Consider the following 11,606-nt stretch of genomic DNA (forward strand, 5'->3'; position numbering starts at 1 on the left):
TAGAGTTCCCAGCCTTCGCTGAAGCCGAAACGCTTAAGCGGTCGGCCTGTTTGCAGGATTTTGAGCCAATGGCGGGCGCGCTGAAGGAGCAATGAGCGCTTTTGGTTCGTTTTTCACGCGCACAGGAAGAGCGTCAACGTTCAGCGGTGTCGTGCTCGATATGAGCTCGCCCCTGGTATTTGGGGGCGTCTGTTGTCATTGCTCCGCTGTCGAGTCTTCTGACCGAGGAAACTCCATATGGAATGCGGTCTGGCCATTGGATGAAGTGCACCAGATTTTGCCCTGGTGCGCCTCGACGATGGAGCGCGTGATGGCCAGGCCCAGTCCTGCATTGCTGGGGCTGCCTTCGCGGCGGGCAGGGTCCGCGCGGTAGAACCGGTCGAACAACCATTCCAGGTGTTCGGGCGAGATGGCCTCGCCGGGGTTCTCCACGGTCAGCAGGGTGGATTGTCTGGTCTGGCTGATATTCACCGTGATGGCATGGTGCTCTGGCGTATAGCGAAGGGCATTGGACAGCAGGTTGGAGATGGCGCGGCGGAGCATCAGTACGTCACCCTGAACCTCGCCAGAGCCGATCAGCTTGAGCTCGATAGCATGTTCGTCTGCCAGCAGGCGGTAATACTCGTACAATTTGTCGATTACCTTCTCAAGGGCAATCTTCTTATGTTCTGGAGTGATCAAGCCATTGTCCGCCTTGGCCAAAAAAAGCATGTCATCGATCATCCGCGACATGCGTTTCAAATCATCCAGATTCGAGTGCAGGTTGTCCTCGTAGTCCTCGATATTGCGCTTTCTCGACAGCACCACCTCGGTGTGGGTCATCAGGTTGCTGACGGGCGTGCGCAGCTCGTGCGCAATGTCGGCGGAGAAATTGGACAGCCGCACAAAGTCCTCGTCCAGGCGTGACAGCATGGCGTTGAAGGACGAGACCAGTTGCTGCAGTTCTAATGGCACCGGCGCCAGGGGAATGCGTTCTTTGAGCGACTTGGCTGACATGGCGGCCGCTACCGCAGTGACCTGGCGTAAAGGGCCTAAACCACTGCGGGCCAGCACCCAGCCCAGTGCGGCGCTGACCAGCGCGCTGATGATCAGGCCAATTGCGAACCAGCGCTCCAGCGCGTCGAAGAAGTCCATGTGCGGGGTTACATCGAGCACCAGCATCAGGGTCAGGGGAGGCTCCTGGGCAGGGCCGGTTACCTGCTGGGTCAGGCCACGAAACACCTGTTGCTGATCCTGCCACTCCCAGATGACGTTGCTGGCGATGACGCTGAAGCGCTCCGGAAGATCGAGCGGCCCAGGGTCGGCGAACAGCACCCGCCCGGCGCTGTCCTTGATGATCGCTTTCAGGTCTCTGTGGGCACCGAGCAAGGCACTCAGCTGGGGTTTCAGTGCCGCAAAGTTATCGAGACTCTGCAGTTTTCCGAGAATGCTCTGGACCGCGTGGGCCTTTTCCAGCAGCTCTTGCCGATCAAGGGATTCGAAATGATGCTGGCTGAGACGATTAAAGCTGAGCCCCGCAACGATCAGTACGCCAGTCACTGCGAGCATGAACATCAGGCTCAGGCGTGAGGTCAGGGATAGGCGCCTCATTTGCTCTCCGGGGCGTCCAGCACGTAGCCCATGCCGCGAGCGGTGTGGATAAGCTTGGGCTCGAAGTCATCATCGATTTTCGCGCGCAAACGCCGGATGGCCACCTCGATGACGTTGGTGTCGCTATCGAAGTTCATGTCCCAGACTTGCGAGGCGATCAGCGACTTCGGCAGCACCTCGCCGCGCCGGCGCAGCAGCAATTCCAAGAGCGCGAACTCCTTGGCGGTCAGGTCAATGCGTGTGCCCGCCCGAATGACCCTGCGTTTGAGGAGGTCGACATCAAGATCCGCAATTTTCAGGTGGGTCTGGGTGGGCGTGTTGTTGCCGCGACGCAAGAGGGTTCTGACCCGTGCGAGCAGCTCGGAAAACGCGAAGGGTTTGATCAGGTAATCGTCCGCGCCCAGCTCGAGACCCTTGACCCGGTCTTCCACCCGGTCGCGGGCGGTGAGAAATAGCACCGGAACATCCTTGCCCGCCGCGCGCACCCTGCGCAGCACTTCCCAGCCATCCAGACCCGGCATCATGACGTCGAGGATCAATAAGTCGTACGCCTCACTCAACGCATGCTGCAGCGCATCCGTGCCGGTGGTAGCCCGATCGACGTTGAACCCTGCCTCTCTGAGCCCCAGCTGTAAGTAGGTGCCGGTTTTCGGCTCATCCTCGGCGACCAAAAGTCTCATGGGTTTTTGCTCAAGCGAATGTCGGCCCGAGTGTGCAGTGAAAACCCCGAACCAACCAGCGGCTGACAGAAATGTAATCCGCGCTTCAGGTCGCTGTCAGGCAAAGGTGTTTAAGATAAGACCCTGAGCACCAAGCACCAGCAGACCCGAATGGCGCCGCACGATCAGCTGCGACCCCTCTACTTAGCCCGTTGCCGCATGCACACAGGTTAATGATGCTCGACCTTCACCAATAGACTTCTCCATTTTCGAGGCCTCCCTGATTGCTCCTTTGGCCTGACGGCGCTTTTAGGGCGCCGTATTTTTCGGTGCAGTGCCTAGTAGGCCTGTGTGGCGAGTTCAATGAGTCAATTATGCTTTCTGAGTCCCTGAGACTGAGTTGCCGCTCCTCGCCATAGCCCGCTATGACCCGTTGCACTGCCTTGCCTCAGCGCCTCAGCCCTCCGCACGTGAGTTAAGCAACTAGCCGAACAGGCCACTCGCTCGGCGTTGCCTCAGCAGGCGCTGCGAACAAGGTTCTAGTCGAGATCGCGCCACCGCAGCATGGGGCTGGGCGGTGGCCGGAATGCCGTGGTGAATTCGCCTGCAACGATCCGCTCACTATCAGTTTGGGAGGGGTGGCCAGATTAAGGCCAAGTGACGTCAGCTTGATGAGTATCAATACATCGGGACGGGCTTTGTCTACCCTCACCTGTATAGAACTGAGCAGAACCCGAGTGGGTAAACCAAGGAGATACAGTCATGAGCCATTGGCATAACCCGACTGATCCCTCGCCATCCTTCTGGCGCAGCAAGGCCGGTGTCGCACTGATCATGTTGCTGGTTATCGGCGCGTTCTATCTGCTGCGCGAGCACTACTACCATGCCTCTCAGGCATTGCCCTACCTGCCTTACCTGATTCTGCTGCTGTGCCCTTTGATGCACCTGTTTGGGCATAAGCACGGCGGACATGCGGCGCACCGTAACGCAACAGATGACTCCATGGACGATACAAGGAAATAGCGTATGCACAGCTCTGCGAGCCCTCACGATCCCGCTCACTCCAAGCCTGGTGAAGCGCAACAGGGGGAACTGACGGATCCGGTGTGCGGCATGACTGTCAGCAGCGACAGTCAACTACGCGAACAGTACGAAGGGCAGACCTATCGATTCTGCAGCCAGAAGTGTCAGGACAAGTTTCGTGCTCAGCCGCAGTCCTACGTCGGGCTTCAGCCTGCGGCTGAGCATGCAGGGCATACGCCTCATGAGACGGTTGAGCCGATAGCGGAGGCGGCTGAGTACACCTGCCCCATGCATCCGGAAATCCGCCAGCCCGGTCCGGGCACCTGCCCCAAGTGCGGCATGGCGCTGGAGCCGGTCATGCCCGCACTGGATGAGGAGGAAAACCCAGAACTCAAGGATTTTTCCCGGCGCTTCTGGTGGACGCTGCCGCTGACGGTGATCGTGACGGTACTGGCGATGGCCGGTCATGCGTTGCAGATTTTTCATGGGACGACGCAAAACTGGGTCGAGCTGATCATCGCCACACCCGTGACCCTATGGGCTGGCTGGCCTTTCTTTGTTCGCGGCGTGGCCTCCGTGCGTCAGCGCAGCCCGAACATGTGGACCCTGATCGGCCTCGGTACCTCGGCGGCCTATCTGTACAGCGTGGTGGCAACCCTGTTCCCGCAGCTATTCCCGCAGACCTTCATGCAGGACGGGCGCATTGGCGTCTACTTCGAGGCCGCCGCGGTCATCATTTCCCTGACCCTTCTGGGGCAAATGCTCGAACTCAAAGCGCGCTCGCAGACCTCTGCGGCGATCAAGTCACTGCTTGGGCTGGCGCCGAAGACTGCCCGGCGGATCAATGCGGATGGCCAGGAGGAGGACATCCCTCTTACCCACGTCCATCAGGGCGACCATCTACGGGTCCGCCCGGGCGAGAAGGTGCCGGTCGATGGCAGCGTGCTGGAGGGGGAGAGCGCCGTCGATGAATCCATGCTGACGGGTGAGCCTGTGCCGGTGATGAAGAGGGCAGGCGATACGCTCATCGGTGCCACCCTCAATACGCACGGCAGTCTGGTTATGAGTGCGGAGAAGGTCGGCAGCGAGACCACGCTGTCGCAGATTGTGCAGATGGTGGTGCGCGCACAGCGTTCGAAAGCACCCATGCAGCGCATGGCCGATGTGATCGCCGGGTATTTCGTGGTGGGCGTCATCGCGATCGCGGTATTGACCTTCTTCGCTTGGGGATTGTTCGGGCCTGAGCCCGGTTGGGTGTTCGGCCTGATCAACGCGGTGGCCGTATTGATCATCGCCTGTCCCTGCGCCCTTGGCCTGGCCACACCCATGTCGATCATGGTGTCTACCGGAAAGGCCGCCAGCAGCGGTGTGCTGTTTCGGGATGCCAGCGCCATCGAGAACCTCTGCAAGATCGACACGCTGATCGTCGACAAGACCGGCACCCTGACCGAGGGACGGCCGGTTTTTCATAGCGCGGAGGCGACTGCCCAGTTCGATTCAGTAGAGGTGTTACGCCTGGCCGCCAGTCTCGATCAAGGCAGCGAACACCCTCTGGCACATGCCATCGTCGACCATGCCCGTGCCCAAGGACTTGAGTTGAGCAAGCCGGACTCATTCGAGTCCGCCTCCGGTATTGGGGTGAGCGGTCAGGTAGACGGCGCATCACTACAGTTGGGCAATACCGCTCTGATGGAGGATGCCGGGGTGGATATCACGCCGCTGAAAAACCGCGCCGAACAGCTTCGCCTCGAGGGTATCAGCATCATCTACCTAGCAGCCGATGGCGTGCTGGCCGGGCTGCTGGCGGTGTCGGACCCGATCAAAGCGACCTCCCAAGAGGCCGTGTCCAAGCTGCAAGCCGAGCATGTGAACGTCATCATGGCGACTGGCGATGGCCTCACCACCGCACGGGCTGTAGCCAAGCAACTGGGCATCGACGAGGTGCATGGCGAAGTCAAACCACAGGACAAGGAACGTTTGGTGGCCGACTTGCAGGCCCGGGGCCGACGCGTCGCAATGGCGGGGGATGGCATCAACGATGCCCCGGCCCTGGCGCGATCCGACGTCGGCATCGCCATGGGTACCGGCACCGATGTGGCGATGAACAGTGCTCAGGTGACCCTGGTCAAGGGTGACTTGATGGGCATTCTCCGTGCGCGAGCCTTGTCAGTCGCCACGGTGAGGAATATGCGCCAGAACCTGGGGTTTGCCTTCCTGTACAACGCGATGGGCATTCCGCTCGCCGCCGGACTGTTGTATCCACTGACCGGCCTCTTGCTGTCACCGATGATCGCGGCGCTGGCCATGAGCGTGAGTTCGGCCTCGGTGGTGTTCAATGCGCTGCGTCTGCGGCGGGTGGTAATCGGCTGAAAATGGGACTGAACTCAACAGATATATAAACAACCTATCGGAGACGGATGATGCATGACACTACGATGTGGCCATTTGGGCCATTGATGATGCTGGTATTTGCAGTGCTAATTATCCTGCCGTTTAGCTTCATCTTTCGGAAGGCGGGGTACTCACAGTGGTTGGGGCTGCTGATGATCGTGCCGATCGTCAACCTCATACTTCTGTATTTTCTGGCATTCTCAGAGTGGCCAACAAGCCGAGCGCGCGGGAGCTCACGCGATTGAACGGATGCTTCCGGGTGTTTATGGGCATGGAGGCAGGGGTTGTTTTTGCGATAAGCGCACAACCATTTTGCTGAACTAAAGCCTTGGCTTATTTGAGGTGCCGCGTGAGAGTTTCAGCGAAAAAATTGAGCGACTATCCGTGGATTTTGCGGCCATTTTTCTGGAATCAAAAAAGGAAATATGGCGCGATCCTGCAGCCAGCGTTGCTGTGGGCACGCGTTCCAAGGTTGTTCGGGGCGGTGGCGGTGCTTTATGGCGTGCTGGACAGAAAGAGCTCTCCACTGAGCCCGATTTTGCGCTCATTGGTTACGGTGCGAGTATCGCAGATCAATTGGTGCAACTTCTGTGTTGATCTCAATTCAGCCACGCTTGCCAAACGCTCGGGATCTACGGAAAAGGTTGAGCAGCTCTCGCAGTGGAGGACGAGTGAGCTGTTTGACGATAAGGAAAAGGTGGTGCTGGAATATGCTGAAGCCATCACGTACTCGGATCGACAGGTCACTGATGAGCTGATGCTGAAGTTAAGCCGTTTCTTTGACCAGGACGGTATCGTTGAGTTGACTGGGCTTATTGCATTCCAGAACTTGTCGAGCAAATTCAATAGCGCTCTCGATGTGCCAGCTCAGGGGTTCTGCAAAACCCCGCATGAGCATCGCCAGTAACTCAAGAAGCTCTGAGTTGCGGCGGTGCGTCAGTCGATCAGGCCCGCGCTGTTCAACAACCACAAAACCAGGCTTCAATCTGGCATCGCGCTTCGGCACCGCCAAGCTTGTACTGGGCAACCCGGGAGTATCGTTGATGCTAACCGTCAATCTGGGGCCGCTGACCCTGGGGGTCCCTCATCTACTGCTGATTGGCAGCCTGCTGCTGGCGACGCTGACCGGCTGGTGGGTCGGTCGGGCCAGCGCACGCAACCCCGAACAACAGGTGTTCCGGTTGCTGCTGGTCGCCCTGTTAGTGGCGCGTCTGGCCTTCGTGGTGGGTTATTTCGAGCACTATCAGGGCGAGCTCTGGCGAGTGGTGGACATTCGCGACGGCGGCTTCATCGCCTGGCCCGGCTTGATCGCGGCCTTGTTGCTGGGCAGTTGGCAGGCCTGGCGCGACCGTGGATTGCGCAAGCCGCTTGGCGTGGCGCTGGCGGTCGGCATGCTGAGTTGGGGCTTGGGAAATCTCGCTTGGCATGCCCTCGAGCAAGGCACACGTCTGCCCGAACTGGCACTGCGCGATAGTCGCGGCGCTCCAGTAGCGCTGCAGGATTATCTGGGCAAACCGCTAGTGATCAACCTCTGGGCGACCTGGTGTCCACCCTGTCGGCGAGAAATGCCGGTGTTGGCCGAGGCTCAGGCCAGGGAACAGGCACTGACCTTTCTGTTCGTCAATCAGGGTGAGGGCGAGGGTGAAATCCGCCGCTTCCTCGATGCCGGCAAGCTGGACCTGCAAAACGTCCTGCTCGACAGCGACGGACGGCTCGGCCAGCACGTCGGCTCCATGGCTCTGCCCACTACGTTGTTCTACGACGCCGATGGCCGCCAAGTAGGCAGCCATCTCGGTGAATTGTCCCACGCGAGCCTCGCTCGCGCCCTGGAGCAACTGGAACAGGGTGCCCAGCCATGAGGCATGTCAGGTAGGTCCCTTTATTGCTGGTGGGCATGAGTCTGCGGGCTATCCCGCCAAGATCAGCGTCTGAGAACTTGTGCAGCTTTGCTCTCATCGATTTAGACCGCTGTATTCAGCGCCCGTCTGAACGAATTTTAGAGGCGTGGGGACCGTGCTGCCTGTCTCGCACCAAGGCCATGGCACTTAAGTAAGCGCGTGAGAGCGTGGCGCACGGGAAGAGCAATCTGACAGAACTGTAATGCCCTCCTCAGCTTTCTGACAGGGCCTGCCAGTTAAGGTTACTTCGAGTTTGAAGCTCCGCCCTAAGCGCCACGTCGAGATGTGACGTCGATGGGCTAACTAAATCGTACTTGAGGATACCCATATGAAAGCCATGAAAACTCTCTTCGTAGTCGCCGCTCTGAGCCTTTCCTCTTTGGCTATGGCCGAAGGTGGTGCCGAGCGCACCCTTACCCGCGTTGAGCAGGTTCAGCAAGCGTCGTCACCAGTCGAGCAAGTTGCCCAGATGCAGAAGAGTCAAGCGCCCTTGAGCAAAAGCAAAGCCAAGATGACAGACCACGTCAGCTGCTGATCTTTGCAGGGCGTGTCCAAGCTGACAGAAATGTAATCACCCTGACGGTTTAAATGTGGCAGTTTCTAGGCTCGCTGGCCGTGCGCATTTAACCAAGTTGTGGCTGGGGCGGAGTGGGGCGCGCCATCTTTCTGGGCGAGCCTCCTAACCCGCAAGTCTGCGCGCTGGCTATTCAGCACTGATTTCCTTTGATCGATTGGACATAAACGGCATGCAATCCAAAAATTCGAGGCGAACATTCGTCAAGGGCCTGACCGCCTGCGGCATACTCGCAGGTCTAGGCCTGTGGCGAGCCCCAGCCTGGGCAGTCGTCAGCCCAGGCCAGCCGAACGTTCTCAGTGGCACCGATTTTGAGCTGTTCATAGGCGAAACCCCGGTGAATATCACCGGCTCGCCACGTACCGCCATGACCATCAACGGCAGCTTGCCTGGGCCACTGCTGCGCTGGCGCGAGGGCGATACCGTCACCCTGCGGGTTAGAAATCGCCTGGACCAAGACACCTCGATCCACTGGCACGGGATCATCCTGCCGGCCAACATGGATGGCGTGCCCGGCCTGAGTTTCCATGGCATCGCACCCGATGGCATGTACGAATACACGTTCAAGGTGCAGCAGAACGGCACCTACTGGTACCACAGCCACTCGGGCATGCAGGAGCAGGCCGGGGTCTACGGGCCGATCGTGATCGATGCCAAGGAGCCGGAGTCATTTCAGTACGACCGCGACTACGTGGTGATGCTGAGCGATTGGACCGACGAAGACCCGAACCGCTTGATGACCAAGCTGAAGAAGCAGTCGGACTACTACAACTTCCACAAGCGCACTGTCGGTGACTTCATCGACGACGTCAGTGAGCAGGGTTGGGCTGCAACCGTGGCCGACCGCAAGATGTGGGCCGAGATGAAGATGAGCCCCACCGATCTCGCCGACGTCAGCGCTTACACCTACACCTACCTGATGAACGGCCAGGCGCCCAACGGCAACTGGACCGGCCTGTTCAAACCGGGCGAGAAGCTGCGTCTGCGCTTCATCAACGGCTCGGCCATGAGCTATTTCGACGTGCGCATCCCCGGCTTGAAGATGACCGTGGTGGCCGCCGACGGCCAGTACGTGGAGCCGGTCAGCGTCGACGAATTCCGCATCGCCGTGGCGGAAACCTATGACGTGATCGTTGAAACGTCCAGCGCCGAGGCTTACACCATTTTCGCCCAGTCCATGGACCGCACCGGCTATGCCCGCGGCACCCTGGCCGTGCGTGAAGGGGTGAGCGCACCCGTGCCTGAACTCGATCCGCGGCCGTTGATCGGCATGGGCGACATGGGCATGGACCACGGCAGCATGGGTGGCATGGCCGGCATGGACCACAGCAAGATGGCTGGCATGGACGACATGGCCGGCATGGACCACAGCAAGATGGCCGGTATGGGCGACATGGCCGGCATGGACCACAGCAAGATGGCCGGTATGGGCGACATGGCCGGCATGGATCACAGCAAGATGGCCGGTATGGGCGACAAAGCCGGCATGGACCACAGCAAGATGGCTGGCATGGCTGGAATGAGCGGCCAGATGCAAGCGCACCCGGCGTCCGAGACCAACAACCCGCTGGTCGACATGCAGACCATGATGCCAACCCATAAATTGAATGATCCGGGCATGGGCTTGCGCGACAACGGTCGTCGGGTGCTGACCTATGCCGACCTCAAGAGCACCTTCGCCGATCCGGACGGACGCGAGCCTGGCCGTACCATCGAACTGCACCTGACCGGGCACATGGAGAAGTTCTCCTGGTCGTTCGACGGCATCGAGTTCTCCAGCTCCGAGCCTGTGCGGCTCAAGTACGGCGAGCGTCTGCGCATCACCCTGGTCAACGACACCATGATGACTCACCCCATTCACCTGCATGGCATGTGGAGCGACCTGGAAGACGAGAACGGCAATTTCATGGTGCGCAAGCACACCATCGACATGCCGCCAGGCTCGAAGCGCAGCTACCGGGTTACGGCAGACGCGCTAGGTCGTTGGGCCTACCACTGCCACCTGCTATTGCACATGGAAATGGGCATGTTCCGTGAAGTCCGTGTGGATGAATAATTAGGGAGACCAATGATGAGCAAATTTCTCAATCGTAAAGCGCTGGTCGCTAGCGCCTTAATCCTCGCTGTACTGAGTGTTGTACAGGTGCCTGGCGCGCTTGCATCCGGCGATCATGCTGAGCATGCGCGCGTCGCTGCGCCCGCTGCCGACAAGGCCGCCTCCCCGCATATGGGCCATGCCGCTGACGCCCAGAAAATGGATCACGCCGCGATGGCCAAGGGCTCCATGGGGGATGCCGCGATGGATCACAGCAAGATGGCGCATGGCACCATGAAGCATGAGCACAACGCGAACCCGGCTGCGGCGGATAACCATCATGACCAGTAGGTTTTCACGCCCGACCCTGATTGCCTTGGCAGTCTCGCTCGGCACAGTGACGGCCGGCATGGCCAGCGCTGCCGAGCCCATGGATCATTCGATGCACTCCTCTGCGGCCGCGCCGACGGCGGTCGAGGCACAACCCGCATCGACGACGAAAACGCCCCCGGCCAAGCAGTACGGCGGCGCAGGCGCCCCGATGGACCATGCGGCAATGGGGCATGGCGCCATGCAGTCCAGTGACATGGGCGCGATGGATCACAGCAAAATGAATCATGAGCAGATGGACCAGGGCTCAATGAGCTCGATGGACCACGGCGCCATGGATCACAGCAAGATGGACCAGGACAGCGCAGAAGGCGCGCCGCGCACCACCAGTCGCACGCCGATTCCCGTGCTGACCGATGCCGATCGTGAAGCTGCGTTCCCGCCGCTGGAGGGTCATGCCGTGCATGATGACGCGATTAACTCGTTCTTCCTGCTCGATCAGCTGGAGTATCAGGCGGCCGATGAAGGCAGCGTACTCAGTTGGGACGCTTCCGGCTGGATCGGCGGCGATATCGACCGCCTGTGGCTGCGCTCCGAAGGTGAGCGAACCAATGGCGTGACCGAAGATGCAGAAATCCAGGCGCTCTGGGGCCACGCCATCGGCCCTTGGTGGGATGTGGTCGGCGGGATTCGCCAGGACTTCAAACCCAGCTCGCCACAGACCTGGGCGGCCTTCGGTCTCCAGGGCATGGCGCTCTATGCCTTCGAAGCAGAAGCCACGGCCTTTATCGGCGAGAACGGCCAGACTGCCGCGCGTTTGGAAGGCGACTACGACATCCTGCTGACCAACCGCCTGATCCTGCAGCCCACTGCTGAAGTGAACTTCTATGGCAAGAACGACCCCGAGCGCGGTATTGGCTCCGGGCTGGCAAATACTGAGGTGGGCCTGCGATTGCGTTATGAAATCCGCCGCGAGTTCGCGCCCTATATCGGGGTGACCTGGAACCGCGCCTACGGCAATACCGCCGACCTGCTGCGCGAAGAAGGCGGTGATGTGAGCGAGGCGCGCTTTGTCGCCGGTATTCGGCTGTGGTTTTGAGGACCTG

The 11,606-nt window shown here is 59.8% G+C and carries 10 protein-coding genes; 8 read left to right on the forward strand and 2 right to left on the reverse strand.

The window, feature by feature from the left end; all coding sequences use genetic code 11:
• Window positions 1-195 precede the first annotated feature (195 nt).
• Together VCJ09_RS10785 and VCJ09_RS10790 are read right to left on the reverse strand one after the other, a co-directional pair.
• Window positions 196-1,590, reverse strand: a complete 1,395-nt coding sequence (locus VCJ09_RS10785; protein WP_324734307.1) for a heavy metal sensor histidine kinase — start codon at window positions 1,588-1,590, stop codon at window positions 196-198.
• Complete coding sequence (locus VCJ09_RS10790) at window positions 1,587-2,270, reverse strand: heavy metal response regulator transcription factor (protein WP_324734308.1); 684 nt, start codon at window positions 2,268-2,270, stop codon at window positions 1,587-1,589. Before VCJ09_RS10790 ends, VCJ09_RS10785 begins: the two co-directional genes overlap by 4 nt.
• A gap of 741 nt (window positions 2,271-3,011) precedes the next feature.
• Here VCJ09_RS10790 and VCJ09_RS10795 point away from each other — a divergent pair.
• From VCJ09_RS10795 to VCJ09_RS10830, 8 genes are all read left to right on the forward strand, one after another.
• Entirely contained in the window at window positions 3,012-3,272 is a 261-nt protein-coding gene (locus tag VCJ09_RS10795) for a DUF2933 domain-containing protein (RefSeq protein ID WP_324734309.1), read from the forward strand.
• A gap of 3 nt (window positions 3,273-3,275) precedes the next feature.
• Window positions 3,276-5,642: a heavy metal translocating P-type ATPase gene (locus VCJ09_RS10800; RefSeq protein ID WP_324734310.1), complete on the forward strand. Its 2,367-nt coding sequence runs from the start codon at window positions 3,276-3,278 to the stop codon at window positions 5,640-5,642.
• Window positions 5,643-6,012: 370 nt separating this feature from the next.
• Window positions 6,013-6,570, forward strand: coding sequence for a carboxymuconolactone decarboxylase family protein (locus VCJ09_RS10805; RefSeq protein WP_324734311.1), 558 nt, complete (start codon window positions 6,013-6,015; stop codon window positions 6,568-6,570).
• A gap of 136 nt (window positions 6,571-6,706) precedes the next feature.
• Complete coding sequence (locus VCJ09_RS10810; protein ID WP_324734312.1) at window positions 6,707-7,522, forward strand: TlpA family protein disulfide reductase; 816 nt, start codon at window positions 6,707-6,709, stop codon at window positions 7,520-7,522.
• Window positions 7,523-7,889: 367 nt separating this feature from the next.
• Complete coding sequence (locus tag VCJ09_RS10815) at window positions 7,890-8,096, forward strand: co-regulatory protein PtrA N-terminal domain-containing protein (protein ID WP_324734313.1); 207 nt, start codon at window positions 7,890-7,892, stop codon at window positions 8,094-8,096.
• A 211-nt stretch (window positions 8,097-8,307) separates the two neighbouring features.
• Window positions 8,308-10,191 carry a copper resistance system multicopper oxidase gene (locus VCJ09_RS10820; protein ID WP_324734314.1) on the forward strand — a complete coding sequence of 628 codons (1,884 nt, stop codon included), beginning with the start codon at window positions 8,308-8,310 and terminating at the stop codon, window positions 10,189-10,191.
• A gap of 15 nt (window positions 10,192-10,206) precedes the next feature.
• A complete protein-coding gene (locus VCJ09_RS10825) occupies window positions 10,207-10,521 on the forward strand; it encodes a hypothetical protein (protein ID WP_324734315.1) in 315 nt (104 codons plus the stop codon).
• On the forward strand, window positions 10,511-11,599 hold the full coding sequence (locus VCJ09_RS10830; protein ID WP_324734316.1) for a copper resistance protein B: 1,089 nt from the start codon (window positions 10,511-10,513) through the stop codon (window positions 11,597-11,599). Before VCJ09_RS10825 ends, VCJ09_RS10830 begins: the two co-directional genes overlap by 11 nt.
• The last annotated feature ends 7 nt before the right edge of the window (window positions 11,600-11,606 follow it).

Origin of the sequence: Pseudomonas paeninsulae, assembly GCF_035621475.1 — a bacterium.
In the GTDB taxonomy this organism is placed as follows: domain Bacteria; phylum Pseudomonadota; class Gammaproteobacteria; order Pseudomonadales; family Pseudomonadaceae; genus Aquipseudomonas; species Aquipseudomonas paeninsulae.

Coding starts and splice junctions, on each gene's coding strand:
- VCJ09_RS10785 (WP_324734307.1), bottom strand. CDS start 1,590: ATGAGGCGCCTATCCCTGACCTCACGCCTGAGCCTGATGTTCATGCTC.
- VCJ09_RS10790 (WP_324734308.1), bottom strand. CDS start 2,270: ATGAGACTTTTGGTCGCCGAGGATGAGCCGAAAACCGGCACCTACTTA.
- VCJ09_RS10795 (WP_324734309.1), top strand. CDS start 3,012: ATGAGCCATTGGCATAACCCGACTGATCCCTCGCCATCCTTCTGGCGC.
- VCJ09_RS10800 (WP_324734310.1), top strand. CDS start 3,276: ATGCACAGCTCTGCGAGCCCTCACGATCCCGCTCACTCCAAGCCTGGT.
- VCJ09_RS10810 (WP_324734312.1), top strand. CDS start 6,707: ATGCTAACCGTCAATCTGGGGCCGCTGACCCTGGGGGTCCCTCATCTA.
- VCJ09_RS10815 (WP_324734313.1), top strand. CDS start 7,890: ATGAAAGCCATGAAAACTCTCTTCGTAGTCGCCGCTCTGAGCCTTTCC.
- VCJ09_RS10820 (WP_324734314.1), top strand. CDS start 8,308: ATGCAATCCAAAAATTCGAGGCGAACATTCGTCAAGGGCCTGACCGCC.
- VCJ09_RS10825 (WP_324734315.1), top strand. CDS start 10,207: ATGAGCAAATTTCTCAATCGTAAAGCGCTGGTCGCTAGCGCCTTAATC.
- VCJ09_RS10830 (WP_324734316.1), top strand. CDS start 10,511: ATGACCAGTAGGTTTTCACGCCCGACCCTGATTGCCTTGGCAGTCTCG.